Origin of the sequence: Lentzea sp. (assembly GCF_035525475.1) — a bacterium.
Lineage (GTDB): Bacteria > Actinomycetota > Actinomycetes > Mycobacteriales > Pseudonocardiaceae > Lentzea.
The window spans coordinates 1-24,189 of sequence record NZ_DATLEC010000258.1 but is presented as its reverse complement, the minus strand read 5'-3'; the positions used below and the strand labels follow the sequence as shown (position 1 = coordinate 24,189).

General features: G+C 69.4%; 21 protein-coding genes. 16 read left to right on the top strand and 5 right to left on the bottom strand.

The window, feature by feature from the left end:
- Positions 1-8 precede the first annotated feature (8 nt).
- Genes VM306_RS39230 through VM306_RS39220 form a run of 3 tightly spaced genes read left to right on the top strand, consistent with a single transcriptional unit; the run spans position 9 to position 5,067 of the window.
- Entirely contained in the window at positions 9-950 is a 942-nt protein-coding gene (locus VM306_RS39230; protein ID WP_325524257.1) for a hypothetical protein, read from the top strand.
- Positions 947-1,867: a MazG family protein gene (locus tag VM306_RS39225; protein ID WP_325524254.1), complete on the top strand. Its 921-nt coding sequence runs from the start codon at positions 947-949 to the stop codon at positions 1,865-1,867. The genes VM306_RS39230 and VM306_RS39225 overlap by 4 nt, the downstream gene beginning before the upstream one ends.
- A gap of 29 nt (positions 1,868-1,896) precedes the next feature.
- Positions 1,897-5,067, top strand: coding sequence for a S41 family peptidase (locus VM306_RS39220; RefSeq protein ID WP_325524251.1), 3,171 nt, complete (start codon positions 1,897-1,899; stop codon positions 5,065-5,067).
- 719 nt (positions 5,068-5,786) lie between these two features.
- Here VM306_RS39220 and VM306_RS39215 read toward each other — a convergent pair.
- On the bottom strand, positions 5,787-6,632 hold the full coding sequence (locus tag VM306_RS39215; protein WP_325524249.1) for a lytic murein transglycosylase: 846 nt from the start codon (positions 6,630-6,632) through the stop codon (positions 5,787-5,789).
- Between the two features lie 103 nt (positions 6,633-6,735).
- Here VM306_RS39215 and efeU point away from each other — a divergent pair, with 103 nt between their 5' ends.
- Genes efeU through efeB form a run of 3 tightly spaced genes read left to right on the top strand, consistent with a single transcriptional unit; the run spans position 6,736 to position 9,937 of the window.
- A complete protein-coding gene (gene efeU / locus VM306_RS39210) occupies positions 6,736-7,560 on the top strand; it encodes an iron uptake transporter permease EfeU (protein WP_325524247.1) in 825 nt (274 codons plus the stop codon).
- Positions 7,561-7,568: 8 nt separating this feature from the next.
- Complete coding sequence (efeO, locus tag VM306_RS39205; protein WP_414672506.1) at positions 7,569-8,696, top strand: iron uptake system protein EfeO; 1,128 nt, start codon at positions 7,569-7,571, stop codon at positions 8,694-8,696.
- Positions 8,693-9,937, top strand: coding sequence for an iron uptake transporter deferrochelatase/peroxidase subunit (efeB, locus tag VM306_RS39200; RefSeq protein WP_325524242.1), 1,245 nt, complete (start codon positions 8,693-8,695; stop codon positions 9,935-9,937). The genes efeO and efeB overlap by 4 nt, the downstream gene beginning before the upstream one ends.
- Positions 9,938-9,941: 4 nt before the next feature.
- Here efeB and VM306_RS39195 read toward each other — a convergent pair whose 3' ends face one another.
- The 3 genes from VM306_RS39195 to VM306_RS39185 all read right to left on the bottom strand — a co-directional run bounded on the left by VM306_RS39195 (position 9,942) and on the right by VM306_RS39185 (position 13,008).
- A complete protein-coding gene (locus VM306_RS39195) occupies positions 9,942-11,108 on the bottom strand; it encodes a hypothetical protein (protein WP_325524240.1) in 1,167 nt (388 codons plus the stop codon).
- Between the two features lie 82 nt (positions 11,109-11,190).
- Positions 11,191-12,414 (bottom strand): hypothetical protein, encoded by a 1,224-nt coding sequence (locus tag VM306_RS39190; protein WP_325524238.1) that lies wholly within the window; start codon positions 12,412-12,414, stop codon positions 11,191-11,193.
- A 213-nt stretch (positions 12,415-12,627) separates the two neighbouring features.
- Complete coding sequence (locus tag VM306_RS39185) at positions 12,628-13,008, bottom strand: tetratricopeptide repeat protein (protein WP_325524236.1); 381 nt, start codon at positions 13,006-13,008, stop codon at positions 12,628-12,630.
- Between the two features lie 175 nt (positions 13,009-13,183).
- On the opposite strand from VM306_RS39185, the gene VM306_RS39180 reads away from it, so the two are divergent.
- Both VM306_RS39180 and VM306_RS39175 read left to right on the top strand, forming a co-directional pair.
- The gene (locus VM306_RS39180; RefSeq protein ID WP_325524234.1) at positions 13,184-14,722 is read left to right on the top strand and encodes an AfsR/SARP family transcriptional regulator; all 1,539 of its coding nucleotides are present in this window, start codon (positions 13,184-13,186) and stop codon (positions 14,720-14,722) included.
- Between the two features lie 50 nt (positions 14,723-14,772).
- The gene (locus VM306_RS39175) at positions 14,773-15,513 is read left to right on the top strand and encodes an SDR family oxidoreductase (RefSeq protein ID WP_325524232.1); all 741 of its coding nucleotides are present in this window, start codon (positions 14,773-14,775) and stop codon (positions 15,511-15,513) included.
- Here the strand turns inward: VM306_RS39175 and VM306_RS39170 are convergent.
- Positions 15,498-16,199, bottom strand: coding sequence for an alpha/beta hydrolase (locus VM306_RS39170; RefSeq protein ID WP_325524231.1), 702 nt, complete (start codon positions 16,197-16,199; stop codon positions 15,498-15,500). The genes VM306_RS39175 and VM306_RS39170 overlap by 16 nt on opposite strands.
- Before the next feature lie 16 nt (positions 16,200-16,215).
- Here VM306_RS39170 and VM306_RS39165 point away from each other — a divergent pair, with 16 nt between their 5' ends.
- The 8 genes from VM306_RS39165 to VM306_RS39130 form a co-directional block, all read left to right on the top strand.
- Positions 16,216-17,436: a cytochrome P450 gene (locus VM306_RS39165; protein ID WP_325524230.1), complete on the top strand. Its 1,221-nt coding sequence runs from the start codon at positions 16,216-16,218 to the stop codon at positions 17,434-17,436.
- Between the two features lie 219 nt (positions 17,437-17,655).
- Entirely contained in the window at positions 17,656-18,942 is a 1,287-nt protein-coding gene (gene eno, locus VM306_RS39160) for a phosphopyruvate hydratase (RefSeq protein WP_325524228.1), read from the top strand.
- Between the two features lie 132 nt (positions 18,943-19,074).
- A complete protein-coding gene (locus VM306_RS39155; RefSeq protein ID WP_325524226.1) occupies positions 19,075-19,440 on the top strand; it encodes a septum formation initiator family protein in 366 nt (121 codons plus the stop codon).
- Positions 19,416-19,925: a DUF501 domain-containing protein gene (locus tag VM306_RS39150; RefSeq protein ID WP_325524224.1), complete on the top strand. Its 510-nt coding sequence runs from the start codon at positions 19,416-19,418 to the stop codon at positions 19,923-19,925. The genes VM306_RS39155 and VM306_RS39150 overlap by 25 nt, the downstream gene beginning before the upstream one ends.
- A gap of 156 nt (positions 19,926-20,081) precedes the next feature.
- Positions 20,082-21,365 carry a lytic transglycosylase domain-containing protein gene (locus VM306_RS39145; protein WP_325524284.1) on the top strand — a complete coding sequence of 428 codons (1,284 nt, stop codon included), beginning with the start codon at positions 20,082-20,084 and terminating at the stop codon, positions 21,363-21,365.
- 103 nt (positions 21,366-21,468) lie between these two features.
- Positions 21,469-22,299: a helix-turn-helix transcriptional regulator gene (locus tag VM306_RS39140; protein WP_325524220.1), complete on the top strand. Its 831-nt coding sequence runs from the start codon at positions 21,469-21,471 to the stop codon at positions 22,297-22,299.
- A gap of 13 nt (positions 22,300-22,312) precedes the next feature.
- Complete coding sequence (locus tag VM306_RS39135; protein ID WP_325524217.1) at positions 22,313-22,471, top strand: DUF397 domain-containing protein; 159 nt, start codon at positions 22,313-22,315, stop codon at positions 22,469-22,471.
- A 259-nt stretch (positions 22,472-22,730) separates the two neighbouring features.
- On the top strand, positions 22,731-24,189 hold a 1,459-nt coding region (locus VM306_RS39130; protein ID WP_325524215.1), incomplete at its 3' end, for a DNRLRE domain-containing protein.

Genomic DNA, 24,189 nt, shown 5'->3' with positions numbered 1-24,189 from the left:
AGATCCTCGTGAGCACTGTTCTGAAGCGTTTCTCGCTGGTCGGTGTGGCTGTGGCACTGCTTGCCACCGGTTGTGGCACCGGCCCCGCCAAGGCCGGTTCGGCCGCCATCGTCGGTGATCAGACGGTCAGCCTGCAGACCGTCCAGGACCGCACCGTGACGGTGCTCAAGAAGGAGCCCGCCGCCCAGCAGATGCAGGACCAGGGCAAGCTCGACCAGGTCTCGCGGCTCGTGCTGGCCGACGAGATCACCCACCAGATCGCGGCCGCCGCGGCGCAGCGCGAGAACATCACGGTCGACGAGACCAAGGTGTACGACGCGGTGCAGGAGAAGGGCGGGCCGGAAGAGGCCGCCAAGCAGAGCGAGCAGGACTCCACCACGATCTACCGCCGCCAGCGCGACGTGCTGGTCATGGGTGAGCTCGCGCGCCGCAACCTCTCCACGCTCGAGGTCGTGATCGACTTCTTCCAGGCCAAGGACCCGAAGGAAGCCAGGGACAAGGCCGCGGAGGTTGCCGCCGACCCGTCGAAGATGGCGCGGTTCATCCAGGAGGCCCCGCGCACCACCAGCGGCCAGCAGGCGTCGGCGACGAACCAGCGCGTGCGCGTCACCGAGAACCCGTCGCTGGTCCACACGATGCTGTGGGGCGTGCGGCCCGGCACCGTCGTCGCCTTCCCCGCCGACGAGCAGCAGGCCAGCTGGATGGTCGCCGTGGTCAAGGAGCGCAACAAGGTCTCGCCGACGCCCGGCGAGGAGGACCTGACCGAGCGCATCGACCCGCAGCTGCTCGCCGCGTTCGGCCTGCGGGTCGCGCAGTACCTGGCCGCGGACATGGACGTCGAGGTCAACCCCCGCTACGGCGTGTGGGACCCGACCGCCGCGACCGTCGTCGCCGCCTCCGGTGAGAAGGCCGGTTTCGTCGGCGTGCCCGCGGCCAAGAACAAGTCTTGATCACCGCAGTCGTCCTGAGCGAGCGGCTCGGCGCCGTGCTGCCCGCAGCCGCCCTGCCCGCGTTGCGCACGGCCAAGGCCGTCTACGCGGGCGAGGGCGTGCCCCTGGAGTTCTGGTCCGATCTCGGGGTCGACGGGCCCGCGCCCGCCGTCGTGGAGGACGGTGCGGTGGTGATCACGACCGACGCGTCGCCGTACCCGGACGCCCGCGTCATCACGACGCCGGAGCCGCTGGGCGCCGCCCTGCTCGACGCCGCCGCGGTGATGCACCGGCTGCGGTCGCCGGGCGGCTGCCCCTGGGACGCCGAGCAGGACCACGAGTCGCTGCGCCAGTACCTCGTCGAGGAGACCTTCGAGCTGCTGGAGGCGATCGAGGACGGCGACCGCGCGGCGATGCGCGAGGAGCTCGGCGACGTGCTCCTGCAGGTGCTGTTCCACGCGCGGGTCGCCGCCGAGGACGCCGAGGACCCGTTCGACATCGACGCCGTGGCGTCGGACCTGGTCGCGAAGCTCGTCGGCCGCCATCCGCACGTCTTCGAGGGCAACGATCCCGCCGTGCACGACGCCACGTCGCAGCAGCACCGGTGGGAGGAGCTCAAGCAGGCCGAGAAGCAGCGCGAGTCCAGTGTGGACGGTGTGGCGCTCGGCCAGCCCGCGGTCGCGCTGGCCGCGAAGCTGGTGCAACGCACCCGGCGCGCCGGCTTCCCCGTCGACCTGCTGCCAGAGGGCGACGACACGGGCACGACGTTGTTCGCCGTGACCGCCTTGTCCAAGCTCGCCGGGGAGGACCCGGAGACGGAGCTGCGCCTGCTCTGCCGCCGTTTCGCGGCGAACGTCCGCGAGGCGGAGGCCAAGGGACGGGCCGAAGGTCTGGATTCTCTTGCAGCTGAAGACTGGCGGCGTTTTTGGCCCTCCTGAGACGCTGAGCGTGGGCTACCGTCGATCACGTGACTTACCTGCGGTATCCGCACCTTCGCGGTGACTTGGTGACGTTCGTGGCCGAGGACGACGTGTGGCTCGCGCCCGTCGACGGAGGAAGGGCTTGGAGGGCGTCCGCGGACCAGGTCCCGGTTCGCTCGCCGCGTTTCTCCCCCGACGGCACGCATCTGGCGTGGGCCAGCACGATCGACGGCGCTTCCGAGGTGCGGGTGGCGCCTGTGGACGGTGGCCCCGCCCGCCGGTTGACGCACTGGGGTGCCGCCCGGACGGCGGTGTCGGGCTGGACACCGGACGGGCGGGTGCTCGCCGTGTCCGCGGCAGGTCAGCCGTCGAGGAACCGCAAGCACGCGCACGCCGTCCCGCTGGACGGCGGACCGTCCGAGGTGCTGCCGTTCGGGTGGGTCAACGACGTCTCCTTCGGACCCGGCGGCCAGGTCGTCACGTCCTCCAGCTACCTGCAGGAACCCGCGGCCTGGAAGCGGTACCGCGGCGGCACGGCGGGCAAGCTGTGGGTGGACACCGACGGCTCCGGTGACTTCACCCGGATCCTCGGCGACCTCAAGTCGACGCTGTCGAACCCGATGTGGGTCGACGGCCGCATCGCGTTCCTCTCCGACCACGAGGGCGTCGGCAGCGTGTACTCGGTGCTGCCGGACGGCACCGACCTGCGCCGTCACTCGTCAGGGGAGTTCTACGCGCGCAACGCCTCCAGCGACGGCTCGCGGGTCATCTTCCACCAGGCCGGTGAGCTGTGGCTGCTCGAAGGCCTGTCGGACCTGCGCAAGCTCGACATCAAGCTCGGCGGCCCGCGCACCGGCCGGCAACCGCACCACGTCAAGGCTTCCGGCAACGTCGAGTCGTTCAGCGTCGACCACACCGGCCGTGCGTCGGCGGTCGAGGTCCGCGGTTCGGTGCACTGGGTGACGCACCGCGACGGCCCGGTCCGCGCGCTGGCCGACCGGTCCGACGTCCGCTCCCGGCTGCCGAAGGTGCTCGGCGAGACCGGCCACGTGGTGTGGGTGACCGACGTCGAGGGCGAGGAGGCCCTGGAGATCGCGCCGGTCGGCGGGGTCGAGCCGGGCAACACGGCCCGTCGCGTCGCTTCCGGCCAGCTCGGCCGGGTCATGTCGCTGGCGGCCGCACCCGACGGGTCGCGCGTCGCCGTCGCCACGCACGACAGCCGGTTGTTGCTGGTGGACATCGCTTCCGGCGAGGTCCGCGAGGTCGTCCGCGGTGCGAACGCGCACATCACGCACCTCGCCTTCTCGCCCGACTCGTCGTGGGTCGCGTGGTCGCACCCCGGACCGGCCTCGTTGCGGCACATCAAGATGGTGAACGCGACCGACCTGTCCGTTGTGGACGTCACGCCGCTGCGGTTCGTGGACTTCGCGCCGACGTTCACCGAGGACGGCAAGCACCTGGCGTTCCTGTCGATCAGGACGTTCGACCCGGTCTACGACGCGCACGTGTTCGACCTGTCGTTCCCGACGGGCTGCCGCCCGCACCTCGTGCCGCTGGCCGCGACCACGCCGTCGCCGTTCGCACCGATGCACGGCGGGCGCCCGGCCGGTGACGAGGACAAGGACTCCGAGGACGACGACGAGAAGCCCTCGGTCACCAAGGTCGACTTCGAGGGCCTCGCCGACCGCGTGGTGCCGGTGCCCGTGGCCGCCGCCGACTACATCGCGCTGAAGGCGGCTCGCGGCGGACTGCTGTGGCTGCGCCGGCCGCTGCTCGGGGTGCTGGGCGACAACCTGGCGTCGCCCGAGGCACGACCGCCGCGCACGGCGCTGGAGCGGTTCGACTTCGCGAAGCAGAAGACCGAGTGCCTGGCGGACAGCGCGGACGCGTTCGCGGTGTCCGGCGACGGCAAGCGGATGGTCGTCGAGGACCGCGGCGACCTGCGCGTGGTGCCGACCGACAGCAAGGCGGACGAGGACTCCGCCGACTACGTGGAGATCGACCTGTCGAGGGTGCGGGTCGTGGTCGACCCGGCCGCGGAGTGGGCGCAGATGTACGCCGAGAACGGGCGGCTCATGCGTGACCACTTCTGGCGCACCGACATGGGCGGCGTCGACTGGCAGGGCGAGCTCGACCGCTACCGGCCGCTGGTGGCCGAGGTGGGCAGCCACGACGACCTCGTCGACCTGCTGTGGGAGGTGCAGGGCGAGCTCGGCACGTCGCACGCGTACGTGTGGGGCTCCGCGCCGCACGTCCCGGCGTCCCGGCGGCAGGGGCTGCTCGGGGCCGATCTGGTCCGGTCCGGTTCCGACTGGGTCGTCGAACGCGTGATCCCCGGTGAGACGTCCGATCCGCACGCCCGGTCGCCGCTGTGCGCGCCTGGTGTGGCTGTCCGGGCCGGGGACGCGCTGGTCGCCGTCGACGGCCGTCCTGTCGGTCTGGCCGGGCCTGGCGCGTTGCTGGTCGGGACTGCCGGAAAGCCCGTCGAGCTGACCGTGCGGCCTGCTGGTGGTGGTGAGCTTCGCCGGGTTGTCGTGGTGCCGTTGGCCGATGAGGAGCCGCTTCGCTACCACGACTGGGTGGCCAACCGGCGTGCCCGCACGCACGAGCTGTCCGGTGGGCGCGTGGGGTACCTGCACGTGCCGGACATGATGGGGGCCGGGTGGGCTCAGCTGCACCGGGACCTGCGGGTCGAGCTCGCTCGTGAGGCGCTGGTGCTGGACGTCCGCGAGAACGGCGGCGGGCACACCTCGCAGCTGGTGATCGAGAAGCTCGGGCGGAAGGTCATCGGGTGGTCGGTGGCTCGCGGGTACACGGCCTCGGAGTCCTACCCGCAGGACGCGCCTCGCGGTCCTGTGGTGGCCGTTGCGGACGAGTACGCCGGGTCTGACGGGGACATCGTCAACGTGGCGATCAAGGAGCTCGGGATCGGGCCCGTGGTCGGGGTCCGGACCTGGGGCGGGGTGATCGGGATCGACATGCTCTACACGTTGGTCGACGGGACCATGGTCACCCAGCCGAGGTACGCGTCCTGGTTCAAGGGGCACGGGTGGGGTGTCGAGAACTACGGTGTCGATCCTGACATCGAGGTCGTGATGACGCCTGCGGACCGGGTTGCCGGGCGGGATCCTCAGCTGGAGAAGGCTGTCTCGCTGGCGTTGGAGAGCTTGGCTTCATCGCCTGCTGCTCACGCTCCGGAGTTGCCGCCGCTGGCTTGATTTACCCCCATCGTGTCGGGCGAGAACTGTGACGGACTGTTCCATGTGGACGATTGATCAGGTGGAACAGTTCGGTCACCGTTCGGGGGTGTGGGCTTTGAGTCATCGGGATGAGCCTCGTAGTGGGCGTGGGTGCTTCGGGGCGGTTGTCGTTGTGCCGTTTCTGGCTTTGGGTGGGATGTTCGCCCTGATCGCGTTCACCGGGACTGCTGGGAAGTCTCCTGTGGGTACTCCGCCGGTTACTCGGCCCACCTGGTCTTGGTGGGGTGAACCGGTTGAGACTGCTGGGACTCGGGTGGTTCTGTCCACCGTCACCCAGACTGTCGTTCGTGGGGGTGGGCGGGTGGCCGGGCCTGCTTCTACCGTCACTCAGACCGTCCGCAGTACGGTCACGGCCACTTCGGTGGTCAAGCCTTCTGCTGTTGGGCGCAGTGAGGTCGAGCCCGATGTCGTGGAGCCCGTCCCGTCTACTTCGGACAGTTCCTCGCCGGTCGCCACTTCTTCCGGGGTTCCTGTGTCCTCCGGCTTCGAGGCGCCGGTTTCTTCTGCGGTCACCACGCCCGAAGCGCCTTCTGAACGTTCGCTGCCCGTGGGTGGGGAAGGTTCTGCTCCAGGCGCGGGGCTCCTGCCCGGATCCAGTCAGCCGGCCAAGGACCGGCCGGCGCCGCACGCGGGTTGACGGCGCGCCTGTTCGTGTTGGGCGGCTTGCCCGTGCTCTTCTACTGTGCTGTGCTTGCTCTCGCGTAGGCGTCGGCCCCGCTGAACACGTTCTGGCCGTACTCCACCGAGTTGTTGTAGGTCATCACCGCTGCCCACCAGCCCTGGCCCGTGCCCAGGTCCCGTGCTCCTGCTCCGCACAGGTAGTTCGCCGCTGTCAGGGCCGCGTCGTCCATGTTCTGCGGGTCCGCCGGCTGGCCGTCGCCTGCTGCCCGCTTTGCCCAGTGGTTCCAGGTGCCCGGGATGAACTGCATCGGGCCCACTGCCCTGTCCCACGTCGTGTCGCCGTCCAGGCGGCCGCCGTCCGTGTCGTGGATGGCTTTGACGCCTGGGCCGCCGTCCAGGGGGATGCCGATGATCGGGCGGGTGGGGAGGCCGTTGTCCTGCAGTTTCGCACCGTTGATGTTGCCGTGGTGTGACTCGATCCGGCCGATGCCTGCCAGGGTTGCCCAGGAGATGCGGCAGGCTGGGGCTTCTCGTTGCATCGTCAGGTCGGCCGCGGCGTAGGCGTGCAGGGCTCGGGCTGGGATGTCGGTTTTTGCCGCGACCCTGGTCGCCCACTCGGCCAGCGGGTTGGTGTCCTGGGCTGTTCCCGGGGCTGAGGCGTTGCCCGGGGCTGCTTCGCCCGGGGTCACGTCCTGGAGGGGGACTGGGAACGGGGGTGGGCCCAGGGGGGCCGCGTTCCTGCGGTTCAGGGCGCCCAGGCCCCAGGCGCCCGCGGCCACCACGACGATCAGCAGCAGCACCAGGACGATGCGGCCGAAGATGTTGCCGGAACGGGGGCGGGGGGCTCTGGTGGGAGGTGCGGGCGGCGGTACCACGAGACCGAGCGTACGTGCTCGGTTCAAGTGGGGCGTGGTGTCGGAGTGATGTAAACGGCACCGTTGGCGGCTGGACAATCAGGTGAGCCTTACCTTAAATGAGGCCGACCTAATTCGTGGAGGCGCCGGGATGCTGTTCGCCAATGGCTTGATCGGGCTGCGCGAGGGGCTCGAGGCCGCCCTCGTGGTGAGCATCTTGATCGCATTCCTCGTGAAGACCGGCAGAAGGTATGCCCTCAAATGGGTTTGGGCCGGGGTCGGGATTGCCGTGGCGTTGTCCGTGGCGGCGGGGGCCGTCATCACGTTCAGTGCTGCCGGCATGTCGTTCGAGCAGCAGGAAGCGTTCGGCGGGACGATGTCGATCATCGCGGTCGCGTTCGTCACGGGAATGATCTTCTGGATGCGCCGGGCGGCCAAGACGATCGCCGTCGAGCTGCGCGGGAAAATGGACGAAGCGCTCAAAATCGGACCATTCGCCATCGTCCTCGTGTCCCTTTTGTCCGTTGGGCGGGAAGGGTTGGAGACGGCTGTCTTCTTCTATTCCAGCGTGCAGGCCGCCGGGGGCGGGACGACCGAGCCGCTCCTCGGGTTCCTGGGCGGCATCGGGGTCGCTGTGGTGATCGCCGCACTGCTGTACCAGGGGGCGATTCGGTTTGATCTTGGAAAGTTCTTCACCGTCACGGGTGTGCTGCTCGTGTTCGTGGCGGCGGGCGTGCTCAGCTACGGGATCCACGACCTGCAGGAAGCCGCGATCCTTCCCGGGCTGAACACGCTGGCGTTCGACATCAGCGACACCCTGCCGGAGGACTCCTGGTACGGGGCGCTGCTCAAGGGCTTCTTCAACTACTCGCAGCGCACGTCCGTGCTGCAGGCCGTCGCGTGGGTCGCCTACGTGGGGGTCGTCCTGTCCCTGTTCCTCATCCGGCCGCGCCGTCGCGCTGCCGTGTCCAACTGATCGATGGAGTGGCAACCGTGCGCAAAGCAGTGGTCATCCTGGGCTCGCTCGCGGTGCTGGCGGCGTGCGGCAACGGCGGCACGAGTGGTGACGCGAGCGGGAACATCGCCGTCGAGGCCACCGACGACGCGTGCAAGGTCGCCAAGACCGAGGCGGCGACCGGCAACGTCACGTTCGAGGTGACCAACAGGGGCAGCAAGGTCACCGAGTTCTACCTCTACGCCGAGGGCGACCGGATCCTCGGCGAGGTCGAGAACATCGGGCCGGGGCTGAGCCGCAAGCTGATCGTCGAGGTCACGGAGTCCGGCAAGTTCCAGACCGCGTGCAAGCCCGGCATGAAGGGCGACGGCATCCGCGGCGACTTCAGGGTCACCGGTGCCAGCTCGAAGTCGACCGACGGCAACGCGTTGCTCGCCGACGCGACCAGGAGCTACCAGCGCTACGTCACCTCGCAGGCCGACCAGCTGCTGGTGAAGACCGAGGAGTTCGTCAACGCCGTCAAGGCCGGGAAGGTCGACGACGCCAAGGCGCTCTTCCCCGTGTCGCGCACCTACTGGGAGCGCATCGAGCCCGTCGCGGAGAGCTTCGGAGACCTCGACCCCAAGATCGACGGCCGTGAGGACGTCATCGAGGAGGGCATGGCGTTCACCGGCTACCACCGCCTGGAGAAGGACCTGTGGTCCTCCGGGCTGCAGGCAGACTCCGGCAAGATCGCGGACGACCTGCTGACCGACGTCAAGGAGATCGTGTCCAAGGCGAAGACGGTGGAGCTGACGCCGGTGCAGCTCGCCAACGGTGCCAAGGAGCTGCTCGACGAGGTCGCCACCGGCAAGATCACCGGTGAGGAGGACCGCTACTCGCACACGGACCTCTGGGACTTCCGCGCCAACGTCGACGGCTCGCAGGCCGCCATCGCCGCGCTGCGGCCCGCCGTGGAGCAGAAGGACAAGGCGCTCGTGTCCACGTTGGACGCCAAGTTCAAGGCGCTCGACGAGGCGCTGGAGAAGCAGCGCAAGGGCGACGGCTTCAAGTCCTACACCGAGCTGTCCCAGGACGAGGTCAAGTCGCTGGCCGAGGCCGTCGACGCGCTCGGCGAGCCGGTCAGCAAGGTCGCGGAAGTGGTGTCCGCCAAGTGACCGAGGTGTCCCGGCGCAGGCTGCTCGGGTTCGCGGGCGCCGGTGTGGCGCTCGCGGGCGCGGGCGCCGCCGCCGGTGTGCTGGCGTCCGGCGCGTCGCCGGCCGTCGAGAACGTCGCCGCGGCGAAGGTGCCGTTCCGCGGCGACGTCCAGGCCGGCATCACCACTCCCGCGCAGGACCACATGCACTTCGTCGCGCTGGACGTGAAGACGAAGAGCCGCGACGAGCTGGTGGAGCTGCTGAAGGAGTGGACTCTCGCTGCGGAACGGATGACGGCCGGTCAGGAGGCGGCGGAGAACGGCGCGGTCGGCGGCAACGCCGAAGCGCCGCCGGAGGACACCGGCGAGGCGCTCGACCTGCCCCCGTCCGCGCTGACCATCACGATCGGCTTCGGCCCGTCGCTCTTCGACGACAGGTTCGGGATCGCCTCGAAGCGGCCGGAGCGGTTGATCGACCTGCCGCGCTTCCCGAAGGACGACCTGGACCCCGCGCGCAGCAACGGCGACATCTGCCTCCAGGCCTGCGCGAACGACCCGCAGGTCGCCGTGCACGCCATCCGCAACCTGGTCCGCATCGGCTTCGGCAAGGTCGCGGTCCGCTGGTCGCAGCTCGGGTTCGGCCGCACGTCGTCGACCACGCGCGACCAGGCCACGCCGCGCAACATGTTCGGGTTCAAGGATGGCACGCGCAACATCAAGGCCGAGGACACCGACCTGCTGCGCGACCACGTGTGGGTGTCGGAGGAGGACGGGCCGGACTGGCTCGCCGGCGGCACGTACCTGGTGACGCGCCGGATTCGCATGCACATCGAGATCTGGGACCGCACGTCGCTGACCGAGCAGGAGCAGATCGTCGGCCGCACCAAGGGCGAAGGCGCGCCGCTGGGGCAGCAGAAGGAGTTCGACGAGCCCGATCTGCACGTGAAGGGCAAGGGCGGGGTGCCGTTGATCGGCGAGATCGCGCACATCCGGCTCGCGTCACCGGAGTCGTTGAACGGGGCCAGGATCCTGCGCCGCGGCTACAACTTCACGGACGGCTCGGACGGGCTCGGGCACCTCGACGCGGGCCTGTTCTTCGTGGCGTTCAACCGGGACACGCGCAAGCAGTTCGTGCCGATGCAGCAGGCACTGTCCACGAAGGACGACATGATGGAGTACGTCGAGCACACGGGGTCGGGTCACTTCGCGGTGCCGCCGGGCGTGAAGCCCGGCGGCTACTGGGGCGACACCCTCTTCGGGTGAGCGATCAGGACGCCGTCTTGATCCGGACGCCGTGGGCCGCCATCTGGCTCGTGATGTCCGGGAAGAGGATCCGCTGCGAGCACCTGCGGCCGTCGCGCTCCGGTACCCCGCTGCACTGGCGCAGGTCAGAGGGGTTGAGTGAGATGGCCGTCAGGGTGCCGCGGGCGACCAGGCGGTCACCGGGCTGCCGCACCGAGAAGACCGGGCCGCCGCTGTCGCCGTTGCCGCCCGCGCTGTAGCCGCCGCGGTGGACGGCCTCGACCAGGTCCGCCGTGCAGCCGAAGTCGGGGAAGCAGGCGGTCACGCCGGTGTTGACCGCCTGGATCTCGCAGATGGTGCCGGAGTACGCGCCGGAGTCGCACAGCCAGTCGCCGGGCAGCGTGCCGGTGGCGCCGACGACGTCGAGGGGGTACTGGTTCGTCGCGGGCTGGAGGATCTCCGACTCGATCGAGTCGCCGATCCACACCCGCGGTTGCGCATCGGCCACGCTGATGATCCCGCTGTCCGACCACGGGGACCGCTCCTCGACCCAGCCGACGGTGTGGCCGTAGCCGTTGGCGAAGGTGCTGTCGAGGTCACCGCAGTGCGCGGCGGTCAGGAGCTTCGTGGTGTCGGTGGTGTCGGTGAGCACCGCGAAGCCGGAGCTGCACGTGCCCTGCGGCACGGCGTCCTTGTAGTTCGAGATGTACGCGCCGCCCTTGAACGGTGCCCAGTCCACGAGGCGGGACGCGGCGAGCTCGAACCCGCCGGACCCGGCCTTCGGCGTGACCGCGAGACCGCTGCCGTCGTGTTCGGCGGCGACGCTCCGGATCGAGCCGGTCTGGACCAGGCGCGCGGCCTCGGCCTTCAGCTCGGCCTGCGAGTGCTTGGCGTTGTGGACCTCCACGGTGAGACCCCGCGTCCTGGCGACGGCCGCGACGGCGTTGACCTGAGCGGGTGCCTTGCCCTTCCAGTGGACGTGGAGCGTCTTGCCGCCCGCGTCCACGTAGAAGCCGCCGAACCCGTTGCCCTTCCCGATCCGGCCGGCGATCTCGTGCAGCTGGTCCTGGGTCGCCATCAGTGCGACGACCTCGGGCGAGATCGGTCCTTCGTGCTGCCGCGCGAGTGCCGGAGCGGCCGGTGCCAGCAGCGCCGCCGTGATCGCGGCCAGTGCCGTGAGCCTCTTCCTCATCGTCCCCCCGGATTTGCCGCTGTGACGAGGAACCGGCGGACCCGAGTCCACAGAGGACTCGGATCCGCCGGTCGGTGGTAGGTCAGCCGATCGTCTTGATCCGGACGTTGTGGTCGGCCATCTGGGCCACGATGTCGGGGAAGATGATCCGCTGCGAGCACCGGCGGCCGTTCTCCGCCGGCACGCCGCTGCACTGGCGGAGGTCGGCGGCCGCGACCGAGATCGCGGTCAGGGTGCCGCGGGCGACCAGGCGGTCACCGGGCTGCTGCACCGAGAACACCGGGCCGCCGCTGTCGCCGTTGCCACCCGCGCTGTAGCCGCCCTGGTGCACGGCCTCGACGGAGTTGTTCACGCAGCCGAAGCCGTTGAGGCAGATGGTCAGGCCGGTCTGCGTGGCGCGGATGTCGCAGATGGTGCCGGAGAACGAGCCCGAGTCGCACAGCCAGTCGCCGGCGATCGTGGCGGACGAGCCGATGACGTCGAGGCCGTACTGGTTGGCCGTCGGCTGGTTCAGCTCGGTCTGGATCGAGTCGCCGATCCACACGCGCGCCTGGCCGGTGGCGTTGATGATCTCGCTGTCCGACGCCACCGAGCGGCTCTCGACCGAGCCCATGAAGTCGAGGTTGCCGTTGGTGTAGTAGCTGCCGAGGTCACCGCAGTGCGCGGCGGTCAGGAACTTGTCGGCGCCGGTGGCGTTGCTGGTCACCGCGAAACCGGAGCTGCAGGCGCCCTGGACGATGCCGTTGGCGTAGTTCTCGATGTACGCGCCGCCCTTGTAGGGCGAGGAGTCCACGAGACGCGACGCGGCGAGCTCGACCTCACCGGACTCCACCTCGACGGCGACCGAGCTCTGCACGGCGGACTTCGCGGAGAAGCCCGCGGAGGCCTGCTTCGCGACGAGGCCGCTGCCGTCGTACTTGGCGGCGATGCTCTGGATCGAACCGGTCTTGGCCAGGCGTGCGGCCTCGGCCTTGAGCTCGGCCTCGGAGTACCTGGCGGAGTGGACCTTCACGGTCAGGCCCTGCGCCTTGGCGACGGCCGCGGCGGCGTTGACCTTCGCGGGCGCCTTGCCCTTCCAGTAGACGTTGAGCGTCTTGCCGCCCGCGTCCACGTAGAAGCCGCTGAAGCCGGTGCTTCTCTCCACCTTCTCGGCGATCTTGTGGAGCTTGTCCTGCGTCGCCATCAGCGCCTTGACCTCAGGCGTGAACGCGGATGGACCGGTACCGGCCTGCGCGAGCGACGGCGCGGCCGTCACCAGCAGCGCTGTGGCGGCGGTGATCGCCGCCAGAGCCGAAAGCCTGATCATTTTCACTGCACTGAACCCCTCTGTCGCGGCCTGTGAAGGCACACCGAATCGAGGGCAGCGCACACCGCGCTCACGGTTGGATCCCCCCAGATCCGGCGGCCGTCAGAACGCTCCGTGCGTCCCCCCGGTGGCCTCACAGAGAACTTAGTCGCTCACGCACCGTTGAACACACGTCCATTCGGGGCAACGTGCGGGGGAGTCCTCAGTGGACGGTCAGTTCCGGTCGCGTTCGACGGCCATGCGGGCGCGGACCTCGCCGAGGGCTTCCTGGTACTCCGGCGACGGGTTCATCGCGACGGCCATCCGCAGCTGGGCCAGCGCCTCCGGCAGCCTGGCCAGCCGCTGCAGCGTCTTGCCGAGCGCGAACCGCGCGTAGTGGTCGCTCGGGTCGAGGTCGAGCACCTTGCGGAACGCCTGCTCCGCCCGGTTGAGCTGAGCGGACCCGAGGTACGCCCGGCCGGCGAGCAGCTGCACCGACGGCGCGTCCCCCGCCTCGTCCAGCACCGGCTTCAGCTCGCGCAGGGCATCGAGCGGCCGGCGCTGTGCGAGCAACGCCTCCGCCTTCCTGAACGCCTCGAAGGTGCCGTCCGTCATTCGATCAACGTTACCCACCGATCACGGGTTCTTCGACTGCCGTCCGGGCGACAGGACTCGAAGGAGTGGACGAACCCGGCGAACCGGAGTCCAGTTGGGACTTCCGCTGGTGTCCGCTGACGACCGGTCCGTGGGACGGGGAAGGCGGGAATCCCCGTCGGCGTTGTGGTGTTGCATGAGCCTGCGCTTCTCACTGATGGGTCCGGTACGAGCCTGGCGCGAGGACGAGGAGATCGACCTGGGGCCGCGACAGCAGCGGGCGGTGCTGGCGGCGTTGCTGCTGAACAACGGCACCAGGCTGAGCAACGACCAGCTGATCGGCATGGTCTGGGACGACCCGACGCCGAGCGCGGTGATGGCGTTGCGGACGTACATGTACAAGATCCGCAAGACGCTCCCCGAGCTGGACCTGAGGTCCAAGGACGGTGGCTACACGCTGCGCGCCGAGTTCGTCGACGACTGCCGCGGCGAGCCCTTGGAGGGCCTCCAGGGCACCTACTTCGAGGCGCAGCGCGTGCGGCTCGCCGAGCGCCGGCTCAAGTCGCGCGAGGAGTGGCTCGAACGCGAGCTGGACGTCATCGAGCTGCAGAAGCACGTCGCGTCCCACCCTCTCCGCGAACACCCGCGCGTGCTCCTGATGCACGCCCTCTTCCGCGAGGGCAGGCAGGCGGAGGCGTTGGAGCACTACCACCAGGCGCGCGCACTGCTGGGCGAGCAGCTCGGGCTCGAACCCGGCCCCGAGCTGCGCAAGGCGCACGCGCGGATCCTCAAGGGCGACCTCCACCTGCCGCGCAAGCCCGAGCAGCTGCCGCCGGACGTCGCCGACTTCACCGGGCGCGTCGCCGAGATCGCGCGTGCCCTCGACGTCCTTCCCGGTCTGGTGGGGATCACCGGCATGAACGGCAGCGGCAAGACCGCGCTGGCCACGCGGATCGGGCACCTGGTCAAGGGGCGTTTCCCCGACGGCCAGATCTTCGTCAGGTCCGGTGACGTCGCCGACGAGCTGCTGCGCGCGGTCGGCGTGGAGAACCCGGCGGGCGACAAGGCCGCGCTGTGGCGGGAGAAGGCGCGCGGCAAGCGGTTCCTGGTCGTCGTCGACGACGTCCCGTCCGCCGAGGCGGTGAAGGACCTCCGCACGCCGGGTTCGGCCATGATCCTGACGAGCGTCCGCCGGTGGAACGACCTGCCGGGCGTGACGTGGCTGAAGATCGCCGGCCTCGCGGTGCCCGAGGCGCGGGCGTTCTTCCGCAAGGTCCTCGACCCCGCCAGGATCGCGGCCGAGGAGCAGCAGGCCGACGAGGTCCTCGCCCGCGTGTCGTACCTGCCGAACCCGATCCGCGTGCTCGGCGGCAAGCTCAGCGGACGCCCGGCCTGGACCGTCACGATGCTGCTGAAGCAGATGGACCGGGAGACCGTGCTGGGCGAGGCGGTCCCGTCCGACTGCCGGGCCGTGCTCGCGCCGATCATCAAGGCCGACCGGCAGCTGACCGCGGAGCAACGGCACCTGCTCACCTGCTTCGCCCGGCAGAACGCCGACGTGATCAACGTGTGCGAGGCCGCGGAGATGAGCGGCGGCGAGGTCGACCGCATCGACGTCCTGCTGGAGTCGCTCGCGGACGTGCACCTGATCGAGCCGGTGGTGCTCGGCAGCTACCGGCTGCCGCGTTTCGTGCAGATGTACTTCGGCCTGCGCTCACTGGTCCCGACCAGCTGATTCACCCGGAATTTATGGCATGACGACGCGGCGCGGGCACGGTGGGAGACATGTCAACCAAGACTCTCGCGAACAAGAAGGCACTCGTCACCGGAGCCACCTCGGGCATCGGCCGCGCGATCGCGGTCAGGCTCGCCGAGGCGGGCGCCACCGTCTACGTGACCGGCCGCCGCGCCGAGCTCGGCAAGGAGACCGTCGAGCTCATCGAGAAGGCCGGCGGCACCGGTCACTTCGTCGTCTCCGACGTCGCGAGCCTGGAGGACGTCCGCGAGCTCGCCGCGGAGGTCGGCGACGTGGACGTGCTCGTCAACAACGCGGGCATCTTCCCGTTCTCGCCGACCACCGAGCAGTCGTTGGAGACCTACCAGCAGGTCTTCGACGTGAACGTCCGCGGCACGTACTTCCTCACGGCCGCGCTCGTCCCGGCGATGGTCGCGAAGAAGAAGGGCGCGATCATCAACATCTCGTCGATCGGCGCGGACGTCGGCAACCCGATCACCAGCGTCTACAGCGCCTCCAAGGCCGCGGTGGACGCGCTGACCCGCTCGTGGGCCGTGGAGTTCGGCGCCCACGGCGTCCGCGTGAACTCCGTGGCACCCGGCCCGATCCGCACCGAGACCGCCGTGACGCAGGCGGGCGAGGTGTTCGAGAAGATCAGCGAGACCGTCCCGATGAACCGCGTGGGCGAGCCGGAGGAGATCGCGGACGTCGTGCTGTTCCTGGCGTCGGACCAGTCGAGCTACGTCACCGGCGCGGTGCTCGCGGCCGACGGCGGCTACCTCGCGAGCTGAGCCAGCACGGTGTGCAGCGACGAGGGCGACTCGACGTGGACGTTGTGGCCGGCGCCGGGGAACACCACCGGTTCCGGCACCAGTTCCGCCAGGTGCTCCCGAGGACACATCGGGTCGTTCTCGCCCGCCGCCAGCACGACCTCGGCCTTCGACGCCATGACCAGCCCCGGCACGTCCGGCCGCCCCACGCCGAAGGCCCTCATGTCCAGCGACGGCGCCCACCCGCCGTCCACTTCGGACACGCCGTGCCGCAACGGCACCCCAGCCATCCTCGACGCCCGCTCGACGGCCTCCGCCTCGCTGCCGAAGACCTTGCCCGGCCGAGCCGCGAGCGAGGCGGCCTTCTCCAGCTCCTCGTCGGTCCACCGCACCTTGATCCCGACCCCGACGCACGTGGTCACGCCGACCCCGAACCACCCGCTCGCCAGCGCCAGCCCGACCACGCCCCCCAGCGAGTGCCCGACGACCGTGACGGGCTCGCGCGGGACCACCTCCGCCACAGCCGCCGCGAGCGAGCCGAACGAGTACCGGCCGATCCTCGCGCTGCGTCCGTGACCGGGCAGGTCCGGCACGAGCCAGCTCCCCGACCAGCCGGCGACGACGTCCTCCCACACCTCGCCGGTGGCGCCCAGCCCGTGCAGCAACACCAGCAGAGGCCCGTTTCCGCCACGTTCGACATGAAGCACGTCAGAATCCCGTTCTATGCGGACCGATGCCGAGCTGATCGCCGACCCGGACACGTATACCTCGGGTGTCCCGCACGACGCACTCACCCGGCTGCGCGAAAAGAACGTCGTGCGCGTCGACGACTTCTGGGCGATCTTCCGCTACGACGACGTCCGGACGGTGCTGCGCTCACCCGGCGTGTTCTCGTCCCACCGCGGCGCCACGCAGATCCGCGACCCGGCACCCGCGGACCTCGCGTACGTCCAGCGCATGATGCTCAACCAGGACCCGCCCGCGCACACGCGCCTGCGCCGCATGCTGACCCGGGCCTTCACCCCGCGCGCCGTGGCCCGGCTGGAGGACGGCATCCGCTCCCATGCCCGCGAGATCGTCGCTTCGCTGTCCGGCGACTTCGCCGCCGACGTCGCCGACCTGCCGTTGCTGACCCTGGCCGACGTGTTCGGCGTGCCGCGCCAGGACCGTGCGCTGCTCTACGACTGGAGCAACCGCGTGATCGGCTTCCAGGACTCCGAGTACGCGCTGTCGTCAAGCTCCACCGCCGGGATGACCGACATGGCGTTGGCGGCGTTGGAGCTTCGTCCTGACGACGGCCGCGACCCGCGCGCACGGGATGGCATGCCGGATTTGTACGCCTACGCGCACGCTCTCGGCGCGTACAAGCGTGCGCACCCCTCGGACGACGTGATGAGCAACCTCATGCGGGAGGACATCTCGCTGGAGGAGTTCGAGAACCTCTTCTGGCTGTTCTCGGTGGCGGGCAACGAGACCCTGCGCAACGGGATCCCCGGCGGGATGATCGCTCTGCTGGAGCACCCCGACCAGTACGCGCGGTTGCGGGCGGACCGTTCGTTGTTGCCCTCCGCCGTCGAGGAGATGTTGCGGTGGTGGACACCCGTCATGCACTTCCGGCGCACGGCCGTGCAGGACACCTCGTTGTCCGGGGTGCGGATCAGGGCGGGGGAGAAGGTCGTCGTCTGGTTCTCCTCGGCCAACCGGGACGAGCTCGTCTTCACCTCGCCCGAGGCGTTCGACGCCGGGCGGCGGGAGGCCGACCACCTGAGCTTCGGGCACGGGCCGCACTTCTGCCTCGGGGCGCAGCTGGCCCGGACGCAGATGCGGGCGGTGTTCGACGCCGTGCTCGATCTACCCGGGGTGCTGGAGCTGGACGGGGAGGTCGTGCGGTTGCGGTCGAACTTCCAGAACGGCGTGAAGCACCTGCCGGTGGTGGTGTCGTGAGCAGCCGGCGCGATCGGTGAACAGGACGAGATCGCGGTCAAGTTCCGGGAGGTCTGGGCAGCGGGTAGGTCGTCTGGCACGATTCAGACGACCGACCGCGCGCTCCACCGTGATCCGCAGGTGATCCACACGTGATCCGCAGGTGTCGAGCCCCGGCCGGTCACCTGGCCCAAGTAGGCTCGTCACGACGACGAGACGCAGGAGAAACAGGGAGCGCAAGTGGCGGTCATCGAGCAGGTCGGAGCACGCGAGATCCTTGACTCTCGCGGCAACCCCACCGTCGAGGTCGAGGTGGCGCTGGACGACGGCACGCTGGAGCGTGCGGCTGTTCCGTCGGGTGCTTCGACCGGTGAGCACGAAGCGGTGGAGCTGCGGGACGGCGACGCCAAGCGGTACCTGGGCAAGGGTGTCGAGCGCGCGGTCACCGCGGTGCTCGACGAGATCGGCCCGGAGCTGGTCGGGATCGAGGCCGTCGAGCAGCGCGTCGTCGACCAGAAGCTCGTCGACCTGGACGGCACGCCGGACAAGTCCCGCCTGGGCGCGAACGCCATCCTCGGCGTCAGCCTCGCGGTGGCGAAGGCCGCGGCGACGAGCTCCGGCCTGGAGCTGTTCCGGTACGTCGGCGGCCCGAACGCGCACGTGCTGCCCGTGCCGATGCTGAACATCCTCAACGGTGGCGCGCACGCCGACACCGACGTGGACATCCAGGAGTTCATGATCGCGCCGATCGGCGCGGAGACGTTCCGCGAGGGCCTGCGCTGGGGCACCGAGGTCTACCACGCGCTCAAGTCCGTGCTGAAGAGCAAGGGCCTCGCGACCGGCCTGGGCGACGAGGGCGGCTTCGCGCCCAGCCTCAGCAGCAACCGCGACGCGCTCGACCTCATCCTCGAGGCCATCGAGAAGGCCGGCTACCGGGCCGGCCGCGACGTCGCGCTCGCGCTCGACGTGGCCGCCACCGAGTTCTTCACCGACGGCGCCTACACGTTCGAGAAGTCGAAGCGGTCGGCCGAGCAGATGATCGGCTACTACTCCGAGCTCGTCCGCGACTACCCGCTGGTCTCCATCGAGGACCCGCTGTCCGAGGACGACTGGGACGGCTGGGTGCAGATGACCGCCGAGCTGGGCGAGAAGGTCCAGATCGTCGGCGACGACCTGTTCGTCACGAACCCGGAGCGCCTGGAGGAGGGCATCTCCCGCCGCGCCGCCAACGCGCTGCTGGTGAAGGTCAACCAGATCGGCACGCTGTCCGAGACGCTCGACGCGGTCTCGCTGGCCACCTCCTACGGCTACAAGTCGATGATGTCGCACCGCTCGGGCGAGACCGAGGACACGACCATCGCCGACCTCGCCGTGGCGACCGGTGCCGGTCAGATCAAGACCGGTGCGCCCGCCCGTGGTGAGCGCACCGCGAAGTACAACCAGCTCCTGCGCATCGAGGAGAGCCTCGGCGACGCGGCGCGCTACGCGGGTGAGCTCGCGTTCCCGCGCTACACGCCGGAGGGCTGAGTCGTGGCCGAGCGCGCGCGTCGTCCCCGCCGCCCCCGTGCAGAACGGGAGGCGCGGCCCGCGCGCGCTCGGAAGCCCCCGCGTCCCAAAGCGCCGTCGCGTCGCAGCGACGGCACGGGTGGCGCGTTCGGCATGACGGGGACGCGGCGGGCCGCGATGTTCGCGATGGTGCTGTGCGCACTGGCGTTGAGCATCGCGGTCCCGCTGCGGACCTACCTCTCGCAGCGCGACGAGCTCCGCGACGTGGGGGCCGAGCAGCAGAAGCTGCGGGAGACGGTCGCCGCGCTGGAGCAGCGCAAGGCGCAGCTGCAGGACCCCGGCTACGTGGAGATCGAGGCGCGCAAGCGGCTGCACTGGGTGCGGCCGGGCGAGACGCCCTACATCGTGCAACTGCCGGGTGACGAAAGTCGCAACACCGAATCGGAGAGGCCGTCGGGCAAGCCCGCGGCACAAGGGTCTTGGTACGAGGAACTGTGGGAATCGGTGACGCACAAGTAAGTGCTGCTGACCTGGAAACGGTCGCTCAGCAGCTCGGCCGCACGCCGCGCGGGACACGCGCGATCGCCTCGCGGTGCCCCAGCGGGCACCCGAACGTCGTGCAGACGGACCCGCGGCTGCCCGACGGGACGCCGTTCCCGACGCTGTACTACCTGACCTGCCCGAAGCTGAACTCGCTGGTCAGCACGCTCGAGGGTGGCGGGCTGATGAAGGAGCAGACCGAACGGCTGGCGACCGACGAGGAGCTCGCCGCCGCCTACCTGCGCGCGCACGAGTCGTACCTCGCCGAACGCGACGCCATCGAGTCGCTGGGCACCCAGGTCACCGCGGGCGGCATGCCGAGCAGGGTCAAGTGCCTCCACGTGCACGTCGCGCACGCCCTCGCGAAGGGCCCCGGGGTCAATCCCATGGGGGACGAAGCCCTGGCACTCTTGAAGGCGCAGGAGCTCTGGCCCGCGGGCGACTGTTCGGGACCTGCCACCTGAGTTAACAGTCAACGGAACCGAACACACGCTTCACTCCGTCTTGGGTACACCTGGTCCCACCGGTGGGGCAGGGTGGAACGGGTCAGCACGGGGGCGTCCGCCGTAACTGCGAGACGGCGCGCCGCGATGACGCACGAGAGGTGAGTATTCGTGGCAATGGACAAACTGCGCGGTCCCGCGGCGCTGTCCCCGAAGCAGAAGGGGTTCGCCGTTGCCGCGCTGGCTGCGATGCTCGCGCCGTCGCTGATCGTCGGCACCAGGCTCGTCGACTGGGTCAACCTCTCGAAGCACAACGACATCGCCGTCTCCCTCGGCCCCGCCGACGTCTTCAACGCGCTGCGCCGCGACCCGTCCGAGCTCGGCGCGGGCGGCCGCCTGCCCCTGTCCGAGGAGCTGAGCGCCGCGCTGCTCGCCGACCTCGAGGACGGCGACCTCGACACCCTCGACAACGACCCCGGCGTGATCGACGACTTCCCCGGTGAGCACGGCATCCCCGGCGTCGTGCTGGAGGCCTACCTCCGCGCGGAGGACAAGATGGCCCAGCTCGTCCCTGGCTGCAACCTCGACTGGGCCCTGCTCGCAGGCATCGGCAAGGTCGAGTCGAACCACGCGAGCAACGGCCGCGTGAACGCCGTCGGCGACGCCACCCCCAAGATCCTCGGCCCCGTCCTGAACGGCGCTCCCGGCATGGCCGCCATCCACGACACCGACGGCGGCCGCCTCGACGGCGACAAGGCCTGGGACCGCGCGGTCGGCCCGATGCAGTTCATCCCCGCCACCTGGGCGAGCTTCGGCGGCGACGGCAACGAAGACGGCAACGTCAACCCGAACAACGTCTACGACGCCGCCCTGGGCGCCGGCCGCTACCTGTGCGCGGGCGGCGGCGACCTGACCAAGCAGAGCGACCGCGCCGCGGCCGTCTTCCGCTACAACCAGTCGACGACGTACGTCCAGACGGTCCTCAAGTGGGCCAAGGAGTACAGCGACAACGTCGACTCGCTGCCATTACTCCCGTCACTCCCGAACGACGGCAACAACCAGCAGAACCCGACCCCGGGCAACCCGAGCACCCCTCCCGGCGGCGACCCCGGTGGCAATCCGGGCACGTCGAACCCGCCGTCGTCCACGCCACCGTCGTCGACGCCGCCGAACTGCCCGACCACGACGCCGCCGTCGTCGTCCACCACGACGTCTTCCACTCCGACTTCGACGTCGACTTCGTGCCCGCCGTCCTCGACGCCGCCGTCGTCCTCCACGACCACCACGACGACGACCACCACCTCGTCGAACCCGCCGCAGACCGAGCCCTCGACGCCGCCCGCGTCCGAGCCGTCGTCCGGCACCTCGCAGTCGTCGGTGAACACCACCACGAGCAGCGTCCAGAACGAGAGCTCCGTCCAGCCGACCTCGAACAGCTTGGTCACGACCACGCCGAGCTAGTCCGGAGTGTCGCGTTGGAACGGCTCCAAGCCGTACTTCGTTCGGGGCGATTCGGGCCGAAACGTTGGAGCGGAGGGGACCCGGCCCCCTAACGTTCGCTCTCATGCCGAAGCGCAACTCGAGCGTGGTGGGCCGGGAGTTCGGCAATGGCGTGCGCGACGCCATCGAGCAGAGCGGCATGACCCAACGCGGACTCGCCCGACAGCTGGACTGGCAGGAGGCCAAGGTCTCCGACCTGGTGCAGGGCAAGGGAGGTGTCACCGAACTCGACGTGGTGCGGCTCCTCTCCTACTGCCGTGCCCCGTACGCCGATGTCGAACGCATACTCGCGCTGTACCGCGAATCCCGCGAAAAGGGCTGGCTCCTGTTCCCGGAAGACGGTGTGCCGGACCAGGTCCACTCGCTGATCAGCCAGGAACGCCTGGCCAGCAGGATCACCGTGTGGTCGATGAACCTCGTCCCAGGCCATCTCCAGATCGCCGCCTACATCCGCGCCGCGGCCGAGAAGTCGGCCAAGATCAAGCCCGCTGACGTCGACGCGCTGATCCGCGCGAAGCTCGATCGCCAGGCGAGTTTCCAGCCCGGCCGCGAGTTCGTGTTCTACGCGCACGAGCAGGCACTCCGGCTACCGGTCGGTGGTCCGGAGGTGATGCGGGCCCAGCTGACCCACATCCAGCTGGTGCTGATGCGCAACTACATCACCTTCCGGATCGTGCCGACCGCGATCGGCGCGCACGCCGGGCTGTCCGGTTCGTTCACGCGGCTCAGCTTCGACAGGTACGAGCCCGTCGTGTTCATCGAGAGTCAGAACTCCGGTCTCTTCCTGGAGGACAAGGACTCCTTGGCCTGCTACGCCGAAGTGCTGAAGAGGTTGGATCGGGAGGCCTTGGATGCGGAACAATCGAGGAGGTTGATCACCAGCATGCTTGTCTGAGGAGGCGCTCCGGATGTCTGCCTGGCGCAAGAGCAGCTACAGCCCTGAGGCCAGTGACTGCGTCGAGGTCGGTCACGGCATCGGCATCCGCGACAGCAAGGCCCCCGCCACCCACCTCCCGGTGTCGGAGGAGGCGTGGGAGGCGTTCCTCACCCTCGTTGTGAAGGCGTGACTGAGGAAAACTGATCTCGGATCTGAGGACGAGGACGTTCCGCACCGCGTGCGGTGCACGGAGCGGCCTGCTCGTCGACGCCGCCATCCGTCCCGTGACCGACGCTCCGGTGTGACTCATTCGTTCGACGACCGATGAAGTTCCTCTGGCTGGCCTATACCCTTCCCGTTCGACTTGGACCTAGAGTTCCGCCTGCGGATCAGGGGACGGGACCGCGTCGGACAAACTGCTGGTGGGGACCAGCAGGTGGGGGGAATTGGTGTTCACCGCCAGAGGGCGGAGCTTTGCTCTGCCCGTGCTCAGTGCTGCTCTCGTTTTCACAGGCACACTCATCGGCTCGGTCCCCGTGGCGACCGCTGCCGTGCCGGACGAGGTCGCGGACGCCACGACCGCCGAGAAGCTCGCCCAGCAGAGCGGCAAGTCGATCGTCATCGGTTCGGCGACGACCGAGACGTCCGAGGTGAAGGCCAACCCGGACGGAACCAGGACGCTGGTCAACTACGTGCATCCGGTGCGCGTCAAGCAGAACGGTGCGTGGACCGATGTCGATCTGAACCTCGCCCCGCAGCCCGATGGCACGCTGGCGCCGAAGGCGGCACCGGTGGCCATGTCGTTCACCGCGGGTGGCCTGGGCTCCGCGGCGGCGCCGGTCGCGCGGCTGGTGAAGGGTGACGCCGAGGTCGGCTTCGGCTGGACCGCCGACCTGCCCCCGGCACGCATCTCGGGCAAGACCGCCACCTACCCGGACGTGCTACCAGGGGTGGACCTCGAGGTGCAGGCCGGACTGACGGGCTTCTCCCAGAATCTCGTGGTCAAGACTGCCGACGCGGCCAAGAACTCCGAGCTGAAGAAGATCACCTTCAAGTCGCACACAAAGAACACCAAGATCAGCCAAAGCCCTGCTGCCGGGGTAGCCGCGAAGTCGGCCGCGGCCTCGACTTCCGGCGGGCTCGTCGTGACCGGGCCGGACGGTCAGCCGGTGTTCGGTGGCGACGCGTCGCGAATGTGGGATGCCTCCGAGTCGGCGCGCCAGGCGGTCATGGGCGTGGAGGTCGGTGCGAGCACGATCTCGGTCACGCCCGACCAGGCGTTCCTCGCCGACCCGAACACCGCTTATCCGGTAAGGCTTGATCCGGACTACTACTGCCTGACGTGCAGCAAGCAACATCACGCGGTGGTGCAGTCGCCGTGGGGCGATGCTCAGAACTACGACAAGGCCGACGGTCAGCTCAGCGATCTGAAGGCCGGCTATGTGAACGCCGCTGAGCTGGGTTCGACGAGTGCTGGCATTTCACGCACGTATGTCCAGATGAACACGACCGACATCATCGGCAAGAAGATCCATTCGGCGACCGTGCACGCCACGGTGATCAAGTCCTACTCGTGCAATCCGACCCCGACGCAGTTGTGGCTGACGGGTCCGATCGGCTGGGGCACCACCTGGGACAGCCAGCCGGTCTGGGACTACACGTTGGGGGAGAACAACAGGGCGAACAATCCTGGGAAATGCCCATCGGACGGTGGTGCCGACTTTGATGCGACGGGTGCGGTGATGCGCGCCGCGGAAGGATCGTGGACCCTTACGACGTTCATGTTCGCCGCGAAGAACGAGGGTTCGCTCGACGCATCGTGGCGCCGGTTCGCGCTGAACCCGTACCTCGAGGTGAAGTACAACTCGTACCCCTCGACACCGGCTGACCTCGGTGTCGAAGGCTGGG